Genomic DNA, 22,808 nt, shown 5'->3' with positions numbered 1-22,808 from the left:
GGTTTGCGATCGGCGAATCGAGCACGCCGCTGGCCGACATGGCGCTGCTCCGGATCGCCGCCAAGCACGGCATCGGCGACCTCGCGGCACTGGCCCGCTACGGCACCTGGCTGAAAGCGTGCCCCGAGGTACGTGATCCCGCCGGTGCCCGTGCGGCAGTGGGTGATCTCCGTGCCCATGCGATTGCGCGGCTTTCTCGCCGACCGACCCCGAGCCGTCGCCGCCGTCACGAGAATCTTCCTCGATGAGATCGAGCGGCTGCTGCTCGCGGCGTCAGGCGGGACACCTGATGCGGACATGCCGAGAGCCGCCCGCCCGCGGCTCGGCGGCATCTCCTTCCTGCACCGCTTCGGTTCGGCGCTCAACCACCATGTCCACCTGCACGCCTGCGTGACTGACGGCGTCTTCAGACCGGCCGCTGCCGATGGAGGGTCCGACGCCCCGCCGGCGTTCCTGCCCGCCCGCCTGATCACGCAGGCCGATCCGGCCGCGCTCACCGAGCGGGTGCGTCGCCGCGTGATCCGCTGGTTCCGCATGCAGCGGCTGCTCGACGCTGCTGCCGCCGCCGACATGCTCGCCTGGGAGAACAGCGGGTTTTCAGTAGACGCGAGTGTCCGGATCACGCTCGTCGACCGCGATGTGCCGAGCTGTTTTCGGAGTCTCGAACACTTACTGCGACACTGTGCCCGGCCTCCCTTCGCGCTGGAGCGGCTCTCCGTGATCCGCGGCCCAGACGGCCGGATCGCCCGCATCCGCTACGTGCAGCCCAGACACAAGGCGGCCAGCTGGGTCGGCCCGGGTCGTACGCGAAAGTCGACGCGGCCCGGCACGAGTGGCGTCGTCACGATGACCGGGACATCTTCCAGGGTCGGATAGACGAGCTGCCCGCGATCAACATCCACAGCCTCTGACCCCCGCCGACAGCGACACCTTCGTCGGGGAGTGACGCAACTGCTCGACGTCCTTGATTCGCTGACGATTGCCGGCGGCACTGCCTGCCTGTACACTATGCGAGCGTGTTCGAAATGGCGCTCTACGGCTGCCGATGCCCGTAAAAACCTCATTGCAGAAGTCGGGTAGTTCAGCATGGCAACGATCGCATTTGATCGCGACGCAACCGCGAAGTGGTATGCGGAGCGGCACCTGAACGTGGATGACGGCATCGCCGAAGTGGTCTATCTGCCGAGGAATGCAGACGATCGCGAGATTCGTTTCCTCGAGATCAATAATGACATGCTGGATGCCGACGACAGTCTCGAGCCTGTCGACTTCGGCGTCGATATGGGCGACGGCAACGAGCATGTTCTCTGGGTGATCGACCTGACTCGCAAGCAGTACGAGCTGGTCGTGAAGAACAGGCTGTCGCTACCCGAGTCCTGGACGCTGGACGATGCAGTTCACTACTCGCGGACCGAAAGGGGTCACAAGCGGTGAACTCGGCCCAGACGCTCTGGTGGACGCAGGCTCGGGCTGACCTGGCCTTGTTCGAGCACCTTCGCGGCACAGCGAAGTGGCGTTACCAGTGCCACACGCTCCAAGCTCTGCAAATGGCTACCGAAAAAATCGCCAAGGCCTCCTTTCGGGCAGGCACTGCCCGACCGAGCAGACTGACCCACTTGGGCCTGACCAAGCTGCTGCGCCGGCTCTCGACGGTCCAGCGTGCGGACCAGCCTCGTCTGGCCAGGGTGTTCCGCGTGCGCGGGTTCAGGGATTTCCAGCAGTTGCTCAAACGGGTTCGTGGCCTTGCCCACGCCATCGAGCAACTGCCGCCAGCTATCGCCGGACCAAATCGCATCAACACCGAGTATCCTTGGCCCGACAACAATCCCTCTCATGCGCCAGCCGAATGGACTTTCGACGTCTGGGATCGCCTCGATTCCCGCGACGGGCGCGAGTTTCAGCGATTCGTGTCGCGGGCGATCGCAGGCTTTGACCAGTACGCCGACGTGTTCCGCTCCCGGTGAGAACACGGATCCTGTTGTTGCCGCAGGCTGGCTTGATCATGAAACTCTCCACCGTCCTCGACCACATCGACAGCGGCCACATGGCCCTCCCGGAAGTCCAGCGGGGCTACGTCTGCAACCGTGACCAGGTCGGTGGCCTGTTCGACTCCCTCTATCGCCGCCAGCCTGTCGGCGGACAGCTCGTCTGCGCGCGAGTCGCGGTCATTTCTCCATGAGACGGGCAAACACCTCGGCCTGCTCTCGGGCGTCATCCACCGCATGATGCGTGTGCGGGCTCGGGGCCTGCAACTCGACGGGCAGTTTGGAGCGCCCCGCCGCCGAAATCGGTAATCGACTCTTCACGGCGAACGCGATCTTGATGTCAAAGCAACTCGAGTGCCCGAACGGTGAGCCGTCTCGGGAAAAGTTCGTCAGGTACCAGTACAACCACGTCCAGTCGAAACTCAGAGGAAACGCCACGAGGACGGGCTGCCTGGCGCCGGCCATTTGCCTGACCCACGCGGCGGCCTCGGTCATCGCGTCAGCCGGGTCGGCGCCTTCCCGAATCAGACGATCCCGATCGAGCTTGTTGACGTGAAGTGCCTCGGCCTCCTCGAAGAAGCTGTCGAACGAGCTCTCGCCGAAGCCGCCCCGATGATCGTGACCGCAGACACCTGGGACCTCGGCCGCCTCGCCGGCCAGTGCGCGCTGTGTAGCCCAGCCCGCCACGCCCGACTCCACGCCATCAACCGAGCCCAACGGGCGCTGCCACGGGCGGGGCACGCGTGCGGATGTGCGGCGCACGCGATGCCGAAAGAGGCGCGGCGATGACACACGACGTGGCGATCCTCGGCAGCGGCTTCGCCGGGAGCATTTTGGCGTGGATCCTCGCCCGGCAGGGGATGCGCGTCGTGATCCTCGACCGCGACCGGCACCCGCGGTTTGCGATCGGCGAATCGAGCACGCCGCTGGCCGACATGGCGCTGCTCCGGATCGCCGCCAAGCACGGCATCGGCGACCTCGCGGCACTGGCCCGCTACGGCACCTGGCTGAAAGCGTGCCCCGAAGTGGGCTGCGGACTGAAGCGCGGGTTTTCCTACTTCCATCATCCGGCGGGCCAGCCCTATGCCGACACGCCCGACCACGCCGCTTCGCTGCTCGTGGCCGCCAGCGCCACCGACGCCGCCAGCGATACCCACTGGCTCCGCGCCGACGTCGATGCCTGGCTCTTCGACCACGCACGCACGGCCGGAGCCGAAGCACATGAAGGCATCACGCTCGACCGGCTCGGCCGCGACGACGGCCAGTGGACGATCGAATGGACGGGAAGCGGCCCCGGCCGAGCGCGGGCCAGCGTGGTCATCGATTCGACCGGCAGCGGCGGGGCACTCGCCCGGGCCGTGGGCCTCGAGCGCCGCGACGACACGCTCCTCACCAGAACCGGCAGCGTGTTTTCACACTTCACCGGCGTCGGCAGTTGGGACGCGATCCGGCAGGCGGCGGGCGACGGCTCGACGGTCGAGCCGTTCCGCTCCGACGATGCCGCACAGCATCATGTGCTCGATGACGGCTGGGTGTGGATCCTGCGCTTCCGCGGCGGGCTGACGAGCGTGGGGATCGTGCGGCCCACCGCCTGGGCCACCGAGGCACTGAATAACCCCGAGCGCGCCTGGGGCGACACGCTCGCCCGGCACGAAGGAATCCACGCGCTTCTCGCCACCGCCCGGCCCGTGCGGCCGCTGGCTGCGGTGCCGAGGATGTCGCGCCTCTGGTCGCGCGCCGCCGGGCCCGGGTGGGCGCTCTTGCCGACGACCTGCGGCTTCGTCGATCCACTCCACAGCACCGGCATCGCCCACGCGCTCTCGGGCGTGGAACGACTCGCAGACATGCTCCTCGCGGAGCACCACGACGCCGCCACGGCCGACGACGGCCCCTGGGCGGCCTATGGCCGCGCGGTGCCCGACGAGGTGGCATGGATCGACCGGCTGGTGAGCGGCTGCTACGCGGGGCTCCCCGACTTCGACCGCTTCCGCCAGGCATGCTTGCTCTTCTTCCTGGCGACGGTCAGCGCCGAGCGGAGCATCGCCGGCGGGGCGACGGTCGCCGAGCGTGGCTTCCTCGACGCCCGAAACGCGCCGCTCCGCACGGCCCTCACCGCCGTCCGCGACCGGATCGCGGCAGGAGAGTCTTTTACTCCTGAAGCACTCCGCGCGCTCGTGGGCCACCTCGATCCGGTCGGCCTGCTCGACCCCGCGCACCGCCAGCGCATCGCCCACACCGCAGCGACGAAGTAACGCCCCGCCGCGGCCTGCCGATGCGGCGCCGCCGGGGCGGGATGTACACTCACGGCATGCTCAGCAAGGAAACCCTCGAAGCGTATCGGCGGATGTCGCCCGGGGAGCGGCTGGAGCTGACGTTTGCGATGATCCGGGAAAACACCCCCTACCTGCTCGCCGGCGCGCCCGGTGTCGTCGATCGCCGCTTCGCCCTCCTCGAGCGGGAAAACGAGCGGCGCAACGCCCGATTGCTCGCGGCACTCGAGCGGGTGAAGCCTGTGCCGGCTGGCCGACGATGACCGACCTGACGACCGTCATCCACGATCTGGTCGATATCTTCGACCGACTCGGGCTCCCCTACGCGATCATGGGCGGCATCGCCGTCCGGGCCCACGGGATTCCGCGTCCGACCTACGACGTGGACTTCACCCTCGCCGTTCCCCGCGACCGGCTGGGGGCGGTTTTTGCCGCGATCACCGAGCGCGGTTACAGCGTGCCCGAGCAATACACGCGAGGGTGGGTCGACAGTGTCGGCGGGATGCCGCTGGTGAAGGTCAGGCTGTTTCTCGACGGCCGTGCCGTCGATGCCGACATCTTCATCGCCGAGTCCGACTTCCAGCGCTTGGTCATCGAGCGGCACGTCACGGCCGAAGTCGAGGGGCGGTCTGTCAAGCTCGTCTCCGCCGAAGACCTGATCCTCTTCAAGTTGATCGCGTCGCGGCCCCGGGACCTGATCGACATCCAGGACGTGCTGTTCACGCAGGGCGAGCTCGACGAACCCTACCTGCGCCGCTGGGCCGGCCCGCTCGGCGTCGAGGAGAAGCTCGACGAGGTGCTCGCCGCGCGCGAGTGAGCGCTGGCCGGGGGCATATCGATCAACAGCTCTCGCGGAGGTGCCGCTCCACGGGCTATCCTCTGGCAGGAGTGTGCTGGTCTGCGGATCGGCGTGGATTCCCCGCAGCAGGGAATCCGGGGGTTCAGGGACGGGGCTGCCCGAGGCACGAGGCGGCTTGATTGCCGGGCCTCCGAAGAAGCGTGCAATCATCCCGGTAGTTTTTGCAAACGCACCTGGCCCGGCTGGCTCACGAGAAAAGACTCCCCGATCGCGTTTTCATGGACGGCCACCGCGGCGAGTGTCGCTTTCGCCATCGCGATGCGCATGGAAGCCGGAAAACGAATCAGGACGACTCCGGGCGATCGTGCCCGCGCCACGAAAACGTGCCATCCGAAGTCCTTGTCTTCAGTGAGCAGGACTCGGTTCGTCACGTAGGCCTGGTCGATGAGTGCTGCATCGACCGATCGCTCGAATTCATCGACGACGGCGACCACATCGTGTCCGGCAGCGCGCAGTGTCTGCACGACCAGACAGTCGCAACTCTCGTCGGCGAGGAAACGGAGCACGGAGATCTCGGGTCACACCGGCTGCACGACGATCGTCTCGTTGGCCAGCATGTCGGCTGCATACGCGAGGGCTGCCCGAACGTCGCCCGGCTGAAGGGCGGGATAGCCCTCGTGAAGATCACCTTCACTGGCCCCCTCACTCAACTTCCGCACGATCAGCTCGACGGGAATCCGAGTGCCCTCGATGACCGGCTTGCCCCCCATCACGTCCGGAGCGATTTCAATTCTGGGGTGTTTCATTGAGCAACGCCCGCGGCGGGTCGGAAATCGATCAATCCAGAGCCGAGCAAACTACCGACAACGACTGCGGCCACCGGCAGACTGGAGACAAGGTGATCGACCGCGGGATGCGGCCGACGGCGACCCGGAAAACCCACGGCGTTTCGACGTGGTCGACACGGCCGTTTCGGCTGCCCTCCTATCCCACCAGCGCCGCGAACCGCCGGCGGTAGACGAGCGGATCGGAGGGAAACAGCGGTGGGGCGTCGGCGGCGGCCACGCCGTGCTGGAAACGGCGCTTGGGATACACCGGCATCTCGATCCCCGTGCGGCGCCGGATCCCGCGCGACATGATCTCACCCTTCAGGGCATACAGCCGGCCATGGTCCCAGCCGGTGAGCTCGATGAACGGGATCCCCTCGGCGACCTCGATCACGTCGGGCAGGGCGTAGGGGCTGAACCCCTGGAAGCCGAGCGTGGCGGCGGGGGCGTAGCTGCGGACGTGGCCGCGGCTCTGGCCGCCGGAGTAGGTGAGCGAGTGCTTGATCGCGGCGATCCCCCAGCCCTCCTGGTAGAGGAGCGAGTTGTTGAGGACGCTGCGGATCGTCAGCTCCGGGTCGTCTTCGATCGGGTAGGCCTTGAGGTTTTCATCGCCGCCGTCGCCGTCGACGAGATGGCGCCAGTCGGGATAGCGCCGGCGGATCCCGCGGCACAGGGCAAGCGTGGCGGCGCAGGCCTGGACGTCGAGCGGTTTGTAGTCCTCGAGCGTGCGGATCGCGTCGTCGAGATCGAGGTCTTCCGGAAACACCTCGACCGGCTCGTGGAGAAAGGCATGGCCGGTGGCGGCGAGAAACCGGCGGGCCTGGTCGAGATCGGCGCCGCGGTCGGCGATCGAGAGCGTGAACGCCTTGAGCCGGGCCGCCGACCCCTGGCGCTCGACCAGCAGGTGGTGGAGCAGGAGGAGGAGGGCGCCGCTGTCGATGCCGCCGGAAAACAAGACGCCGACCGGCGCGCTGGCGTCGAGCGTGTCGAGCCAGGCGGTGAGGCCGTCGGCGAGCGCGGCGGTGTAGCGGTCGGCGATGTCGTCGAGGTCGGTGCCGAGGCGCTCGCGCGCGGGGGTGAAGAAACGCGTGCAGACGGGGGAGGGATCGGGGCAGCCGACGAGGTGCAGCTCCATCACGTGATGGGCCGGCACCATCCGCGTGTACGACGGATGAAACTGGTCGGCGAGGCCGTGGTCGGCCAGCCAGCCGGCGATCGCGTCGATCCGGTCGGCGACCACGAGCACCGGACCGGCAGCCAGCTTGGCGATGAAAAACCGCAGCGGCCGGCCGAGCGACCGGGCGAGGCGGATGCGGATGCCGTCGCGGTGGACCAGCGCGAAATGGCCGCGGATCCCGCGGACCGCCGCCGGATCGCCGCTGGCGACGCGCGCGAGCGCCTCGTCGCGCGACATGTTGAGCAGGATGTCGCCGGCGGGATCGAGCAGGTCTACCAGCCGGTCGATCGCCACGCCGTGCGTCATCGTCGCCTCCTCGGAAAATGCCCGGGCGGGGGAGCCTCAGGTGTTACGGAGTGTTGTAGCAGCGCCCACGCGGCGTTCCCGCGAGGGGGGCGTTGCCGGTAATCTGCTGGCTCGCCTGCGGGGAACCGGGATGAGCGGACGACGAGCGGCGATCCTCGGGACAGTGGTGCTGCTGGCCGCGGCCGCGGTCAGCGCGTGGCTGGCGGCGCGCCGTGGTGGCGTGGCGACGCTCGCGCCCGAGCAGGCCGCCGAGATCGCGCGGACGCGCAACGTGGCGCTCGGGGCCCTGGAAAACCAGCAGCTCGACCGGGCGATCCCGGCGCTCGAGTCGCTCGCGCGGATGCTCCCCGGCGACCCGCTGCCGGCGCGAAACCTCGCCGTGGCGCGGGTTGTGGCCCTCGGCGACACGCTCCAGGCGATCCCCGACGAGGCGCTCCTGCCGCCGGCGAAACAGGCCCTCGACGCCCTGCGCCGCGGCGAGGGAGAGTCAGACCCGTGGCGCTGGCTCACCGCGCGCTACGACCTGGCCCGCGGCGAGCCGGGGGCGGCCGCCGAACAGTATCAGGCGCTCGCCGACGGCACCGGCGGCGCCGCCGCCTGGTACGCGCTGGCCCGCGCCCGGCGCGATGCCGACGACGGCGCCGCCGCCGACGCCGCGCTCGACCGGGCAGCGGCCCTCGCTCCGGGGAATGTCTGGCTCGCGGTCGAATGGTTTCGCGCGGCGGCCGGCCGCCTCCAGGCCGCGCGCGGTGCGGCAGCGCCCGATCCGGCACTCGCCGATGCGATCGCCGCGCGGCGGGGGGCGATCGCGCCGTTCGCACCGAGCATCCTCACGTTCACGCGCGTCGACATCGCCAAGCTGCTCGACGAGGCCGCGGCCGCGGCGCGGACCGGCGACATGGCCGTGGCCGCCGGCCGGCTCCGGGCGCTGGCCAACGTGCTCGTGCCGCAGAGCGAAGGGGACCGGCGCGACCTCGAGCGCCACCCGCTGGTGTTCGTGCGCGACTCGTTTGCCGCACCGCTTCCCGAGCCGGCCGGGCAGGGGGACGAGGCGATCCCCGTGGAGCTCCGGCCGCTGCCGGCAGTCGGCGCTGCCGCCGGGGCGGCGCCGGTCGCCGTGGTCCTCGATGATCTCGACGTCGACGGCCGGCTCGACCTCGTCGCCGCCGGGCCGGAGGGGCTGCGCGTGGCGAGGCGCGACGCCGACGGGGCGTGGCAGACGGCGCTCGCCGCGCCGCTCCCCGACGGCGTCGCCGGGCTTCTCACCGCCGACCTCGACCTCGACTTCGACGAGGCGCGGCGGGCGGCGCTCGCCCTGCGCCCCGCCACCGATCCGGCCGGCGAGAAGGGGGCGCCGCTCCCCGGCTGCCCGGCGGCCGATCTCGATATCGTCGCCTTCGGGGCGTTTGGCGTGTTGCCGTTTCGCAACCGGCTCGGTGCCGACGGCGCGCGCCAGCTCGAGGCGCTCGCCGCGGTGACGGCGTCGGCGGTCGCGGCCGCGACGGTCGCCGATCTCGACGCCGACGGCGACCTCGATCTGGTCACGGCCGGTGCCGACGGCGTGCGGCTGTGGAGCAACGACGGGCTCGGCACGTTTCGCGATGTCACGCCGGCGGCGCTCGACCAACCGGCCGGTGGGGCTGCCGACGGGGCGGGGCTGCTGGCCGTCGACGCCGACCGCGATGTCGATGTCGATGTCGTCGTCGTCACGCCGGCGGGGACGACGCTGCTCGAGAATCTCCGCCACGGGCAGTTTCGCGCCGTGCCGGTTTCGGGCGCGGGCGGCCGGGCCGTCGAGTGCCTCGATCCCCGCGCCGCCGGGCGCTGGGAGCTCGTCGTCGCCGGGAAGGAGGGGACGCGGATCTTCCCCGTGCGGAGCGACGCCGGGGCGACAGACGCGCAGCGGCAGCTCGATGCCGCGCCGCGCCGCGGCGTGGTCGCCTGGGACTACGACAACGACGGCCACCTCGATCTGGCCACCTGGGGCGACGACGGGATCGGAATCCTCCGCGGCACGGCCGCCGGAGGCTTCGAGGTGCAGGCGATCGGCGGTGAGGTGGCCGGGCCGCGCGCGCTCGACACGGGCGATCTCGACGGCGACGGCGACCTCGACCTGGCCGTGGCGAGCGCCAACGGCGTGCTGCTGTTTGACAACCAAGGGGGCAACGCCCATCACTGGCTCGACGTCGCCCTCGAGGCGCAGCAGGTGAAGGGGGACCAGTTTTCCCCCAGCGGCCGCGTCAACGCCCATGGCCTCGGCGGCCTCCTCGAGCTCAAGGCGGGAAGCGCCTATCAGCCGCGCGTGGTCCGCCGGCGCACGACCCACTTCGGCCTCGGCCGGTCGCGCGTCGCCGACGTCGTCCGCGTGCTGTGGCTCAACGGCGTGCCGCAAAACCTCATCGAGCCGCCAGCCGACGCGCTGGTCTGCGAGCAGCAGGTCCTCCTCGGCTCCTGCCCCTACCTGTATGCGTGGAACGGCACCGGCTTCGGCTTCGTCACCGACCTGCTGTGGGGGGCGCCATTGGGCCTGCAGCGCCGGGCGGGGGAGCTGATGCCGGCGCGCGAGTGGGAATACCTCCTCGTGCCGGGATCGGCGCTCGTGCCCCGCGACGGCCGCTACGTCCTCCAGCTCACCGAGGAGCTGTGGGAAGCGGCCTACTTCGACGAGGTCCGGCTCCTCGCCGTCGACCATCCGGCCGACGTCGAGGTGGTGAGCAACGAGAAGGTCGGCCCCGCGGCGATTGCGGGGTTCGGGATCCACTCACTCGCGCGGCCGCGCCACCCGGTCGCGGCGCGCGACGACGCCGGCCGAGACCTGCTGCCGGCGCTGGTGGCGGCCGACGGCACGTTTGCCCGGCCGACGGCGCGGAAGCTGCGGCAGGGGCTGCTCGACATGCACCATGTCGAGCTCGACCTCGGCCCCGACCTCGACCGCGACCGGCTGGTGCTGTTTCTCACCGGCTGGACCTACCCGACGACCGTCAATCTCAACGTCCAGCTCACCCTCCACCCGGCGCTCGATCCGCCGCGGCCGCCGTTTCTCGAGGTGCCCGACGGCCAGGGGGGCTGGCGCGAGGCGCTGGGGTTCATCGGGTTTCCCGGCGGGAAGACGAAATCGATCGCCGTCGATCTCGCCGGGGTCCTGCCGCCGGGGGAGTCGCGCGTGCGGATCGGCACGAGCATGGAGATCCGCTGGGACGAGATCCGGTTCACCACCGGCGAAGCGCCGGCGCCGACGCGCGTCGTCGAGCTCGAGCCGCTGTCGGCCGACCTCCATCGCCGCGGCTGCTCGCGGATCGAGCGCGACGGCGGCGACGGGCCGGAGCGGTTTCCCTACGACGATCCGCTGACCGGGCCGAAGTGGCCGCCGATGGACGGCTGCTTCACCGCCCTCGGCGACATCCGCGACCTGCTGGCCGCCAGCGACGACCGGCTGGTGGTGATCGGGGAGGGGGACGAGGTGACGCTCGAATTCGCCGTGCCGCCGCCGCCGCCCCCCGGCTGGACCCGCGACTTCCTCTTCAAGAGCGTCGGCTGGGACAAGGACGCCAACCTCGCCACGGCCGCCGGGCAGGCAGTCGAGCCGCTGCCATTCCGCTCGATGCGTTCCTATCCCCCGGGGCCGGACGACCCGCCCCCCGATTCCGCCGCCTACCGCTCCTGGCTCCGCGACCGGCAGACGCGGCGGCAGACCGGGGCGTTTTGGCGGGCGGTCCGGGACGGGGCGGTTTCCACGCCGGGTGAGGGCTGACCGAGGGGAGCGGGATACTATTAGGGACAGGCCGATCGGTCGGCCGGGGAGCTGGGGGCGGTGCGATGGCCACGGGTGTGACGCACGGAGCAGGGGAGGCCGCCGCGCCGCGGCCGGCACGGCGCGTGGTCGTGCCGGCGGTGGGCCCGCGCCTGAGGCGCTTGCTGGTGGCGGTGCTGGCGCTGGTCGCCGTGATCGGGGCCAACTCCGCCTACCTCGCGGCGATCACCGCCGTCGAGTGGGTCACCGGGCGGACGTACCAGAACTGGCTCTACCAGTGGATGTTCCTCGTCCACTTGGTGCTCGGGTTCGTGTTCATCGCGCCCTTCGTTGTGTTCGGCCTGATCCACATGGCCAACACCCGCCACCGCAAGAACAGGCGCGCGGTGAACGTCGGCTACGCGCTGTTTGCCGTGGCGCTGGTCGTGCTCGTCTCCGGGGGCCTGCTCCTCGGCCTGCGGATGAGCGGCGCGGCCGCGCGGACGCCGCTCGGGACGCAGCTCACCTACTGGGCCCACGTGCTGGCGCCGCTGGCGGCGGTCTGGCTGTATTGGCTCCACCGCCTCGCCGGGCCGCGGATCCGCTGGCGCGTCGGCCTGACCTACGCCGGCGTCGTCGGCGCCGGGATCGCGGGACTGGCGCTGCTCCATGTCCAGGACCCGCGCCACTGGCACGCCGTCGGACCGGAGGAGGGGACGAAATACTTCGAACCGTCGCTGGCCCGGACGGCGACGGGCAACTACATCCCCGCCAACGTCCTGATGATGGACGACTACTGCAAGAAGTGCCACGCCGACGTCCACGCCGGCTGGGAGAAGAGCTCGCACCACTTCAGCTCGTTCAACAACCCGGCCTACCTGGCGAGCGTCCGCGAGACACGGCAGGTGTCGATGGACCGCGACGGCTCGATGCGCGCGGCGCGGTGGTGCGCCGGCTGCCACGATCCCGTGCCGTTCTACAGCGGCGCGTTCGACGATCCCGCCTACGACGACGTCCGCCACCCGACGGCGCACGCCGGGATCACCTGCACCACCTGCCACGCCATCACCCACGTCAACAGCACGCGCGGCAACGCCGACTACACGATCGACGAGCCGATCCACTACCCGTTCGCGACCAGCGACAACGAACTGCTCCAGTGGATCAACAACCAGCTCGTGAAGGCCAAGCCGGCCCACCACAAGAAGACGTTCCTCAAGGATTTCCACCGCTCGGCCGAGTTCTGCTCGACCTGCCACAAGGTGAGCCTGCCGGGCGAGCTGACCCACTACAAGGACTTCCTCCGCGGCCAGAACCACTACGACCCCTACCTGCTGTCGGGCGTGTCGGGGCACGGGGCGCGGAGCTTCTACTATCCGCCGGAGGCGAAGGGGAACTGCAACGCCTGCCACATGCCGCTGGCGGAGAGCGCCGATTTCGGCGCGAAGTATTACGACGCCACCGGCCGGCTCACCGTCCACGACCACCTGTTCCCCGCGGCCAACACCGGCCTCGCCTGGCTCGGTGACCGCCCCGACGCGATCGAGGCGCATCGGAAGTTTCTCACCGACATCACGCGCGTCGACATCTTCGGGATCCGCGAGGGGGGCACGGTCGACGGGAAGCTGGTCGCGCCGCTGCGGCCGCGCGTGCCGGCCGTGGTCGCCGGGCGAAGCTACCTGCTCGAGACCGTGATCCGCACGCTCAAGCTCGGCCACATCTTCACGCAGGGCACCGCCGACTCCAACGAGGTCTGGCTCGACGTCACCGTGAAGGCGGGCGACCGGGTGATCGGCCGCAGCGGCGGGATCGATCCGGCCGCCGGCAACGAGGTCGACCGCTGGGCCCACTTCGTCAACATCTTCATGCTCGACCGCGACGGCAACCGGATCAACCGCCGCAACGCCCAAGACATCTTCTTCCCGCTCTACAACCACCAGATCCCCCCCGGCGCCGCCTGGACGGTGCACTACGGCCTCGACATCCCCGCCGGCGTGACCGGGCCGGTGACGGTGACGGCGAAGCTCCAATACCGGAAGTTCGACGCCGAATACATGCGCTACGTCGCCGACAAGGCACGCCCCGGCGACGTGCCGCTCCGCGGCCACGTGGCGGGCGAGCCGTACGTCAACGAGCTGCCGATCACGACGATGGCCACCGACGAGGTGACGTTCGAGGTGGTCGCCGACGCGGGGGCGGCGGCCGTGGCCGAGGTCGCCGCGCGGAAGATCCCCGACTGGGAGCGCTACAACGACTACGGCATCGGCCTGCTCATCAAGGGGAAGGCGGAGCTGCGCCAGGCCGAGGAGGCGTTTGCCGAGGTCGAGCGCCTGGGGCGCTACGACGGCGCGCTCAACCTCGCCCGGGTGTTCTTCGAGGAAGGGCGGGTCGACGACGCCGCCGCGGCGCTGGTCCGCGCCGCCGGGCATGCCGACCCGGCACCGCCGCCATGGACGCTCGCCTGGCTGTCGGGGCAGGTCAACCGCCAGCAGGGGCGCCTCGGGGAGGCGGAGACCAACTTCCGCAAGGTCCTCGAAGACCGCTCGCCCGAGATGATCGCCCGGGGGTTCGACTTCAGCCTCGACTACGAGGTCCGCAACCTCCTCGGGCAGACGCTGTTCGACCTGGCGGCGCAGTTCCGCGGCGGCGCCGCGGCCGCCGAGCGGACGGCGCTCCTCGAGGCGGCGGCGGCGGAATTCGCCAAGACGCTCGCGCTTGACAGTGAGAACGTCTCGGCGCACTACAACCTCCAGCTGATCCACGGCCAGCTCGGCGACGCCGACCGCGCCGAGCACCACCGCCGCCAGCACCAGCGCTACAAGCTCGACGACAACGCCGCCGACCGGGCGGTGGCGCTGGCCCGGGAGAAGTATCCGGCGGCCAACTTCGCCGCCGAGACGGTGGTGATCTACCCGCTGAGGCGCCCGGGTGCCCCCGAGCTGCCGGCGGAGGCGCCCGAGGGCGTGGCCGGGGAGCCGTCGCCGGCCGCGGCGGCGACGCTGCCATGAGCGGCGCGGCCCCGCGCGAGCCCCGCGACGGCGATCTTCCGGCCGACGACGACGTCGCCGACGATGCCGTCATCGGCCGGGCGCTGAGCCGGTCGCTGGTGGTGATCGGCAGCGTCGCGGCACTGGCGGCGGCGGTCGCCGTGTGGCGTGCCTGGCCGAAGCCGCGCCCCGTCGCCAAGGAGACGACCCTCACGCTCCCCGACCGCCGGGCGCGGCCGACGCGGGCGCTGCCGGCGCTGCCGTTTTCCGACGTCACGGCCGAGTCGGGGGTGCGCTTCGTCCACGAGAATGGCGCCGCCGGCGAGAAGCTCCTCCCCGAGACGATGGGGGGAGGCGTGGCCTGCTTCGACTTCGACGGCGACGGCGACCAGGACCTGTTTTTCACCACCGGCTCGCGCTGGCCATGGGACGACCGGCCGGCGGCGGCCCCGGCGACGCAGCGGCTGTTTCGCAACGACGGCGGCTGGCGCTTCACCGATGTCTCCGCCGGGTCGGGGCTCGACGTCACCTGCTACGCCACCGGGATGGCGGTCGGCGATTACGACGCCGACGGCCGCCCCGACCTGTTCGTGGCTGCGGTCGGCCCCGACCGGCTGTTTCGCAACCTCGGCGGCGGCCGGTTCGAAGACGTCACCGCGGCGACCGGGGTCGCCGGCGACGACGGCGACTGGGGCACGAGCGCGGCGTTTTTCGACGCCGACGGCGACGGCGACCTCGACCTGTTCGTCTGCCACTACGTCGTCTGGTCGCGCGAGGCCGACCGGGCCCAGGACTTCCGCCTCATCGGCGGCGGGCGCGCCTACGGCCGGCCGCAGAACTTCGCCGGCACGTTCCCGCGCCTGTGGCGTAACGACGGCGGCCGGTTCAGCGACGTCTCGGCCGAGGCGGGGATCCAGGTCCGCAACCCGGCGACCGGCGTGCCCGCCGCCAAGAGCCTCGGCGTCGCCTGCGACGACCTCGACGGCGACGGCCGGATCGACATCGTCGTCGCCAACGACACCGTGCAGAACTTCCTGTTCCACAACGTCGGCGGCGGCCGGTTCGAGGAGCTCGCCGGCCCGTCGGGCGTGGCCTACGACACCGAGGGGCGGGCGCGCGGGGCGATGGGGATCGACATCGGCTACTTCCGCAACGACGACGAGGTCGGGATCCTGATCGGCAACTTCGCCAACGAGATGTCGGCGCTGTACGTCTCGACCGGCCGGCAGCTCCAGTTCCGCGACGACGCGGTCGCCAACGGCCTCGGCCCCGAGACGCGCCAGGAGCTGACGTTCGGCGTGCTGTTTGCCGACGTCGATCTCGACGGCCGCCCCGACATCGTCCAGGCCAACGGCCACCTCGAGGAAGACATCAACAAGGTCCAGCGCACGCAGTTTTACGAGCAGTCGCCGGAGCTGTTTTGGAACTGCGGGCCCGACGAGCCGACCGAATTCGTCGCCGTGCCCGCGGCAACCGTTGGGGAGGGCTTCCACCGGCCGCTCGTGGGGCGCGGCCTGGCCACCGCCGACCTCGACGGGGATGGCGACGCCGACTTCGTGCTCACCGCGTCGGGCGGTCCGGCGCGGCTGGTGCGCAACGACCAGGCCACCGGCCACCACTGGATCCGGATCCGTCTGGAAGACGCGGGTTTGAACCGCGGCGCCGTGGGGGCGATGGTCGAGCTCCGCGGTCCGGCCGGGGGGCCGATGCAGCGCCGCTGCGTGTCGGCGGCGCGGAGCTACCAGTCGCAAAGCGAGCTGCCGGTGACGTTCGGCCTCGGCACGGCGGCCGAGCCGGTCACGATCCAGTTGCGCTGGCCCGACGGGGAACTGACGACCCATGCGGGGCTGGCAGTGGACCGGGTGCACGTCCTGCGGCGCGGCGGGGACGTGCGGTAATCGCGTTGTCGCAGGGCAAGCCTCGGCTCGGGCTCCGCAGACATCGCGTTGTCGCGGGGCAAGCCTCAGCTCGGGCTCTGCAGAGGGGACGCCCCTCGCGCCTTTGCCCTCGCATCGACCCGCATGCAGTTGCGACGGGCCGATGCGAGGGCGACGGCGGAGGGGCTACGCGGGTCCCTGGGGGGCGAAACGGGGGACGGCGCCGGCGCGGGGGGGCCTCGAGGCTCGGCGACGGGCGAGGTGAATGGCCTCTGGGTTGCGTCTTGTTGGTGCGTCTGTTTGGGGGGCTGTGTTCGCTTGGGTTCTGTCAGACGCGCGTTTGCAGCTTGCGGGCCAGGCGCTGGAGCGTGTTGCTGAAGTCGTCGCGCGGGAGGCAGGCGCGGATGAGGTGGAGGCCCGGGGGATCGGAGAGGGCCAGCGACAGCGCGCGGTCGAATTCGCCCTCGGTCCGCGCGACGTGGCCGGTGCCGCCGCCGAGGACCTCGGGGAGACGCTCGTAGGCCCAGACGTTGATGTCGTTGAACGTGCCGTCCTGGAGGAGCCGTTCGGTGCCGTAGCCGGCGTTGTCGAGGACGATCACCACCACCGGCAACTTCCGCGCCACCAGCGTCGACAGCTCCATGCCGGTCATCTGGAAGGCCCCGTCGCCGGCGACGAGGATCACGCGCAGGTCGGGGCGGGCGACCGCGGCGCCCAGCGCCGCCGGCACGCCGAACCCCATCGACGTGTAGTAGGCCGGCGAGACGTATTCGGTCTGGCCGCGGATCACCAGCTCGCTGGTCGCGAACAGCGCGTCGCCGATGTCGGCGACCACGACCGTGCGGTCGTCGAGCGATTCGTCGAGCCGGCGCACCAGCCGCGAGATCGTGAGCGGCGCGTCGGGCTCGAGGCGGAACGGCCCCCGCGCCACGGCCGGGCCCGGTGGCAGGACGCGCGGCTTGGCCTTCGGCCGGGCGGCGGCGAGCCCGCGGATGAAGTCCTCGAGGAGGACGCCGTGGTAGTGATGATGGCTGATCTGGAGGCCTTCGCTCGTGGCATGGATCGTGCGCCACGGGTCGAGCTTGGCGGTGAAGATCCCCAGGTCGATGTCGGTCATCAGCGTGCCGAGAAGGATCCGGCAGTCGCTCGACTCGACGAACCGCGTCACCTCCTCGCGCCCCATCCCGCCGCCGTACAGGCCGATGTACAGCGGATGGACCTCGCTGACCACGCTCTTGCCCATGATCGTCGAGGCGACCGCGATCTGCGACGCCTCGGCCAGCGCGATGACGTCGGCCTGGAGGCCGAACCGGTGGAGCTCGACGCCGGCGATGATCACCGGCGCCTCGGCCTCGGCGATCCGCTCGGCGGCCTCGCGGACCGCCTCGGCGAGCGCCTCCGGATCGCTCCGCACGCGCGGGCAGGCCGAGGGGCGGATCGACTCGGGCACGACGTCGACCATGTCGCGCGGCAGTTCGATGTAGACCGGTCGCTTGGAGCGGGCGGCGAGGTCGAGGAGCCGGTCGATGTCGCGAAACGCCGTGTCGGCGTCGGTCAGCTCGACGCAGGCGGCGCAGATCTTCTCGAACACCTCGCGCTGCGTCGACCAGTCGCGGACGCAGTGGTGGAGCAGCGGCCGCTCACCGCGCTCGCCGCGCTCGCGGAGCCCCGGCGCGCCCGAGATCACGACCACCGGGCTCTTCTCGGCGAACGCCCCGGCGACGGCATTGACGACGCTCAGGCCGCCGACGCCATAGGTCACGCACAGGCTGCCGATGCCGTTGATCCGGGCGTAGGCGTCGGCGGCGTAGCCGACGCAGTCCTCGCGCGTGCAGTTGACCAGTTCGAGCGGCGAGTGGGCGAGCATGTCGTAGAAGTGGAGGACATAGTCGCCCGGCACGCCGAACACGTGGCGGATCCCGTAGTCGCCCAGCCGGCGGATGAGGTATTCGCCGATCGACAGTTCGGTGACGCTGCGATGGCGTTCGCCGGCGGCCGCGCGGGTGGCGGTCGCGATCGGCGCCGGTCGCGACGGCGCGGGATGGGCCGCGGCATCCGGGCCGGCGGCGTGTCCGTTGGTGTCGATCGACTCCGACATGAGCAGGTCTCCCGAGGCAGGGTGGGGAACGCCGACATTATTGACGTCCACGGCCGACAGCGGCCACGCCACGTTGCCGGACGCCCCCCCTGCCGTTGTTACCGTGGCTGGCCACGGGTATGATTCCAAGTGGGAAACAGCTTCGCATTCGCCCCTGCCGCCTCGACACGAGGTGCCTCATGCCGACGCCCGACCGGTCGAGCGGGGATCGTTCGGGAGCTCCGGCCGGGACCGGCCCGGGGGATCACTGGAACCGGCTCACGCGGGTCTTGCGCCTGCAGATCAACGCCGGGTGGTGGCTGGCGAGCTGGCTGCCGGCCGTGCTCGGGGTCGGGATCGTCGGGACGTTCGCGCTGGTGTGGGCGCGGTGGCGCGACGACACGCTCGTGGCCCCGGTGTGGATCGCGATCGGCCTGGGCTTCGTGGCCGCCGCGGTCGCGGCGCTGGTCGTGGCCCGCAGCCGGTTCGAGTCGGTCGCCGGTGCGCGGATCCGCCTCGAAGATGCCCTCGGCCTCCACACGCGGCTCAGCGCCGCCGCCGCGGGGGTCGGGCCCTGGCCGCAGCGCCGCCTCGACCTCGCCGGCCGGTGGCCGGTGGCCTGGCGCTGGCAGCGCCCCGTCGGGATGCTGGCATTGGTCGGCGCGATGCTCTCGGCAGCCGCGATCGTGCCGGTCGCGCGGGCGCGGGGGCCGCAGCGCGACGTGATCGAACGGCCGCACGACGCCGACGTGGTGAGCCGGATGAACGACCAACTACGGCGCGACCGCACGATCACCGAGCAGTCGGCCGACGAGATCGACGACAAGCTCGCGGCCCTCGTCGAACGGCCGCGCGACCGGTGGTACGAGCACTCGTCGCTCGAGGCGGCCGGCACGCTTCGCGAGCAGGTCGTTGCCGACCTCGAGAAGCTGTCGCGCAATCTGGCCACCGCCGCCGCTGCCGCCGAGGCACTGGCCGAGGTGACCCAGCAGGCGACCCCCGAGCAGCGCGCTGCCGCCGCCGCCGAGCTGGCCCGCGCCGCGCTGGAGTTGGGCGCCTGCCCGATCCAACCCCGGGCCGATGTCGGCCGCGCCGAGCTGTCCGGCTTGTCGAAGGAGCAACTCCGTGAGTTGGCCAAGAACCTCAAGGCCAACCGCGCGCGGCTCGCGGCGGCACTCGCCAAGGCGGGCGCCGTGCCCCTCGACCTCGCCGGGGGAAACGGGGAAGAGGATGGCGATGGCGACGGCCAGTGCGACGGCGACGGGAAGTGCCCCGATTGCAAGCCGTGCGGCATCTGCTCGGAGTGCCGTGAGGGCAAGCGCTGCGGCGCCGTCTGCGAGCACGGCCGATCGGGCAAGAAGTCGGGAAGAGGCGGCACCAACCGCGGGCCCGGCTCGTCGGCCAACCGGTTTACCGATCGCACGCAGCGGCCCGCCACGCGCCCCGAGCGGCTCGACGGCGCGAAGGACGACAAGCGCGCCGCCCCGGGAGAGTTGATCGGGATTCTCGAAGGGGGCGTGGAAGTCGATCCGGAGGAGTATGCGGGGCCGCAGCAGGGGGGCGCGGCCGTCGATCCGGGCAGCGGCGGCAGCGGCGCCCGCGTCGATCGGCTGCTGCCGGCCGAGCAGGAGATCGTGCGCCGGTATTTCGGCCGCTGAGCGACGTCGCCCTGGCGTTTTGGCGCCTTGGTCGCACTGGCGGCATGGCGCTCGGCTCGCGGTGGGCGCGAAGGCGCGGCTGGCGGGAAACCGTTCGAATGTCCCCAGGAGGTCCCGGCCCGTGACCGTGTCAGCCGCGTCGTCTTCCCTGCCGCAGATCAGCGACGACGACGCGCGCCGCGCCGCTGCCACGATCAACCGGCTGAAGCGCGCCCTCGAAGCGGTGCTGTTCGGCCAGGAGCGGCTGATCGAGATGGTGATCGTCGGGCTCCTCGCCCGCGGCCACCTCCTGCTCGAGGGGCTCCCCGGCCTCGGCAAGACCGAGCTGGTCAAGGCGCTGTCGCGGGCCCTCGAGCTGAAGTCGTCGCGCGTGCAGTTCACCCCCGACCTGCTTCCCGGCGACATCACCGGCAACCCGATGCTCGAGGAGACCGGCGGGCAGCGGCGGTTCACGTTTCACCAGGGGCCGGTGTTCACCAACATCCTCCTCGCCGACGAGATCAACCGCGCCTCACCGAAGACCCAGTCGGCGCTCCTCGAGGCGATGCAGGAGCGGTCGGTGACGGTGATGGGGCAGACCCACGCGCTGCCGCGGCCGTTCTTCGTGCTCGCGACGCAAAACCCGATCGAGCTCGAGGGCACCTACCCGCTCCCCGAGGCGCAGCTCGACCGGTTCCTGTTCAAGCTCGACGTCCCCGTCAGCGGCGTCGAGACGCTCGAGAAGATCGTCCTCAACCGCGAGATCGGCATCGCCCCCGACGTGCCGCGCGTCCTCGACGCCCATGCGCTCGACGAGCTCCACGAGCAGGTGCGGCGCGTGTTCATGCCGCCGCCGGTGGCCAACCTGATCGCCCGGCTTGTCGCCGGCACGCAGCCCGGGGCGGCGACCGCGGCCGGGGTGCGGTTCGGGGCCAGCCCGCGCGCGGCGCTGGCGCTGGCCGCCGCGGCGAAGGCCCGCGGCCTGGCCGAGGGGCGTGTCAACGCGGCCTACGAGGATGTCCGCGCCGTGGCCGCACCGGTGCTCCGGCACCGCGTCGTCCTCGACTACGCCGCCCGGCTCGACGGCCTGTCGCCCGACGCCTTCGTGGCGCGGCTCGTCGAGGCGACACCGGCCCACGACAAGGTTCTCCCCACGAGTCTCGCCGACGCAAAGGTGTGAGATGGGCTGTCGGATGGCTTCGGACCGGGTCGAGAGTCGGCGGCCGGCGGCATGGGCGATGGCGCTCGTCGCCGGCGCCGTCGCGCTGTTCACGACCGCGCCAGCCATGGCAGCGCCCTGGGCGAGCCTCAAGGAGCTCACCGACACGCAGGTCTACGACCTCACGTCGACGCTGAAGGTGACGGCGGTGAGCTGGCTGGGACGGACATCACTGCCGGGGGCGGCCGGGCTGACGCATGTCGCCCTGGTGATCACCAACTCGGGCCCCCGGCCGGCGACGGTACGGGTGCTCCCCGCGACATCGTACGACCATTCGTCGGTGTTCTCGATCGTGGGGATGCTCCCCGACGAACGGATCCCGGTCGGGGCGGGTATGACCGTCCGCACCGACCTGTTTGCCGACGGCTGGAGTGAAGGGGGAATTCGCGGAGTCGTGCTCAACACCTACGTCGAGCAAACGACGCTGAAGCTGGCCTGGTCGGTGAACTACGGGACCCCGGCGACATCCACCGACGACCAGCGGCGGGTCGCGGTGATCACCAAGGAGCTGGCCACCCCCGAGGGACGCGCGGCCTGCATCGCCCGCTTGGGCTGGACCGAGGATGACGTCGTGGGGTTGGTCAACGTCGTCGATCATGGCCCGGCAGACTGGCGCGGCTGGACGCTGCTGACCGACATCGCGCTTTCTGCCAGCGACTGGTCTGCCCTGTCGGCCGCGACGCGCGAGGGGCTCGTGCAGTGGGCCGCACTCGGCGGCCGGGCGGTGGTGTTGGGCCGCGGCCGGCCCCCGACCGGGCTGCCGAGCCCCGAAACGGTCGGCGCGGGAAGCGTCGTCTACCTGGATCTCGAAGACACTGACGATGCCTCTCGGGGGGGTGACGCCGGCGGCACGAATTCCGGAGAGCCGGGCAAGCCCTCGGCGTATCCCTTGGAGCCGCAAACGCCTCTGTTGATAACGCCTCTGTTGATGTGGAAATACTACGGCTACGCTCCCTCCGGAACGATGATCGGCAACGCCAGGATCGGCTGGTCGGGGCGGTTTTCGAAACTGCCCAACGTGTTCGGCCCGCGCGGCCTGCCGATCGTCGCGCTGTTGGCGTTCGTGGTGGTGCTCGGGGTGCTCGCCGGTCCGGTGAACATACTGCTGCTGGCGCGGCCGCCGCGCCGCAGCCGGATCTTCGCGACGACGCCGCTGGTATCGCTGGCGGCCACGGCGCTGCTGCTGGTACTGATGTTCCTGCGCGACGGGACGGGCGGCGCCGGCGTGCGGCGACCGCTGTGCCTGCTGCTCCCCGAGCAGAAGGCGATGGCGGTGATCCAGGAAGAGTTTTCCCGGACCGGCGTGTTGCTGGGCACCGACATCCCGCTCGCCGAGCGCTCGTGGATGCGCCCCGTGGGGCTGACCCACCGGGCGACGCGATTCGTCGAGGACGACGACGGCTGGCGACGGGGAGACTGGTTCCACGGCCGGTCGGACCAGGGGTATGTCCTTCAGGCGATCCGCCCGTCGCGCGGCCGCATCGACCTGGTCGGGACCGCCGACGACGGCACGCCGACGCTCGTCTCGTCGATCGACGTCATCCTGGAGCGGGTCGTGTACCGCGACCGGGAAGGCCGCGTGTGGACGACCGACGACCTCCCGGCCGGCGCGCGGCGGGCACTCCACGCCGCGACGGACGACGACTGGAAGAACGCCCGCACGATGATCGACGAGGACGCCGGCCCGCTGCGCGAGCGTGCGATCCGGCGCGCGACCGCGTCGCCGGGGACGGTGATCGCGATCGCCCGGGACGCCGGCGACTTCGCGATCCAGACCCACCCCTCGATCCGCTGGCGCGACGAACGCGTGGCCTTCGTCGGCCCGTGCTCGGACGCCAGCGGGGAACCGCGCCCATGACAGCGCCCGACGAGCCGGCAGCGCAGGCCGCCGATCACCCGCAACCTGCCACCGCCATC

The 22,808-nt window shown here is 71.1% G+C and carries 16 protein-coding genes; 12 read left to right on the top strand and 4 right to left on the bottom strand.

Annotation, left to right across the window (positions count from 1 at the left end; genetic code table 11):
- Positions 1-132 precede the first annotated feature (132 nt).
- The 6 genes from FJ309_14835 (at position 133) to FJ309_14810 (ending at position 5,072) form a co-directional block, all read left to right on the top strand.
- A complete protein-coding gene (locus FJ309_14835) occupies positions 133-876 on the top strand; it encodes a hypothetical protein (GenBank protein ID MBM3955865.1) in 744 nt (247 codons plus the stop codon).
- A 210-nt stretch (positions 877-1,086) separates the two neighbouring features.
- A complete protein-coding gene (locus FJ309_14830) occupies positions 1,087-1,434 on the top strand; it encodes a hypothetical protein (GenBank protein MBM3955864.1) in 348 nt (115 codons plus the stop codon).
- Positions 1,431-1,964, top strand: coding sequence for a hypothetical protein (locus FJ309_14825; GenBank protein ID MBM3955863.1), 534 nt, complete (start codon positions 1,431-1,433; stop codon positions 1,962-1,964). The genes FJ309_14830 and FJ309_14825 overlap by 4 nt, the downstream gene beginning before the upstream one ends.
- Before the next feature lie 770 nt (positions 1,965-2,734).
- The gene (locus FJ309_14820) at positions 2,735-4,237 is read left to right on the top strand and encodes an FAD-dependent oxidoreductase (GenBank protein ID MBM3955862.1); all 1,503 of its coding nucleotides are present in this window, start codon (positions 2,735-2,737) and stop codon (positions 4,235-4,237) included.
- 56 nt (positions 4,238-4,293) lie between these two features.
- On the top strand, positions 4,294-4,518 hold the full coding sequence (locus tag FJ309_14815) for a hypothetical protein (protein MBM3955861.1): 225 nt from the start codon (positions 4,294-4,296) through the stop codon (positions 4,516-4,518).
- A complete protein-coding gene (locus FJ309_14810) occupies positions 4,515-5,072 on the top strand; it encodes a nucleotidyltransferase family protein (GenBank protein ID MBM3955860.1) in 558 nt (185 codons plus the stop codon). Before FJ309_14815 ends, FJ309_14810 begins: the two co-directional genes overlap by 4 nt.
- A 188-nt stretch (positions 5,073-5,260) precedes the next feature.
- Here FJ309_14810 and FJ309_14805 read toward each other — a convergent pair whose 3' ends face one another.
- From FJ309_14805 to FJ309_14795, 3 genes are all read right to left on the bottom strand, one after another.
- The gene (locus tag FJ309_14805; GenBank protein ID MBM3955859.1) at positions 5,261-5,626 is read right to left on the bottom strand and encodes a hypothetical protein; all 366 of its coding nucleotides are present in this window, start codon (positions 5,624-5,626) and stop codon (positions 5,261-5,263) included.
- A gap of 6 nt (positions 5,627-5,632) precedes the next feature.
- On the bottom strand, positions 5,633-5,860 hold the full coding sequence (locus FJ309_14800) for a DUF433 domain-containing protein (GenBank protein ID MBM3955858.1): 228 nt from the start codon (positions 5,858-5,860) through the stop codon (positions 5,633-5,635).
- 178 nt (positions 5,861-6,038) lie between these two features.
- Positions 6,039-7,364, bottom strand: coding sequence for an asparagine synthetase B family protein (locus tag FJ309_14795; protein MBM3955857.1), 1,326 nt, complete (start codon positions 7,362-7,364; stop codon positions 6,039-6,041).
- Between FJ309_14795 and FJ309_14790 the strand changes: the two genes are divergently transcribed.
- From FJ309_14790 to FJ309_14780, 3 genes are all read left to right on the top strand, one after another.
- Positions 7,294-11,115, top strand: coding sequence for a CRTAC1 family protein (locus FJ309_14790; protein MBM3955856.1), 3,822 nt, complete (start codon positions 7,294-7,296; stop codon positions 11,113-11,115). The two genes, FJ309_14795 and FJ309_14790, sit on opposite strands and share 71 nt — an antisense overlap.
- A 65-nt stretch (positions 11,116-11,180) precedes the next feature.
- Complete coding sequence (locus tag FJ309_14785) at positions 11,181-14,102, top strand: hypothetical protein (GenBank protein MBM3955855.1); 2,922 nt, start codon at positions 11,181-11,183, stop codon at positions 14,100-14,102.
- A complete protein-coding gene (locus FJ309_14780) occupies positions 14,099-15,979 on the top strand; it encodes a CRTAC1 family protein (GenBank protein ID MBM3955854.1) in 1,881 nt (626 codons plus the stop codon). The genes FJ309_14785 and FJ309_14780 overlap by 4 nt, the downstream gene beginning before the upstream one ends.
- A 307-nt stretch (positions 15,980-16,286) precedes the next feature.
- Here FJ309_14780 and FJ309_14775 read toward each other — a convergent pair whose 3' ends face one another.
- A complete protein-coding gene (locus tag FJ309_14775) occupies positions 16,287-18,056 on the bottom strand; it encodes an alpha-keto acid decarboxylase family protein (GenBank protein MBM3955853.1) in 1,770 nt (589 codons plus the stop codon).
- A 179-nt stretch (positions 18,057-18,235) separates the two neighbouring features.
- Here FJ309_14775 and FJ309_14770 point away from each other — a divergent pair, with 179 nt between their 5' ends.
- Genes FJ309_14770 through FJ309_14760 form a run of 3 tightly spaced genes read left to right on the top strand, consistent with a single transcriptional unit; the run spans position 18,236 to position 22,749 of the window.
- Positions 18,236-19,693, top strand: coding sequence for a hypothetical protein (locus tag FJ309_14770; GenBank protein MBM3955852.1), 1,458 nt, complete (start codon positions 18,236-18,238; stop codon positions 19,691-19,693).
- Positions 19,575-20,852, top strand: a complete 1,278-nt coding sequence (locus FJ309_14765) for an AAA family ATPase (protein ID MBM3955851.1) — start codon at positions 19,575-19,577, stop codon at positions 20,850-20,852. Before FJ309_14770 ends, FJ309_14765 begins: the two co-directional genes overlap by 119 nt.
- Positions 20,853-20,910: 58 nt before the next feature.
- The gene (locus FJ309_14760; protein MBM3955850.1) at positions 20,911-22,749 is read left to right on the top strand and encodes a hypothetical protein; all 1,839 of its coding nucleotides are present in this window, start codon (positions 20,911-20,913) and stop codon (positions 22,747-22,749) included.
- Positions 22,750-22,808: the final 59 nt, after the last annotated feature.

This window comes from Planctomycetota bacterium, from assembly GCA_016872555.1.
In the GTDB taxonomy this organism is placed as follows: domain Bacteria; phylum Planctomycetota; class Planctomycetia; order Pirellulales; family UBA1268; genus F1-20-MAGs016.
Note: the sequence above shows the minus strand (reverse complement) of the source record. Positions and strands in the feature narration are given on the sequence as shown.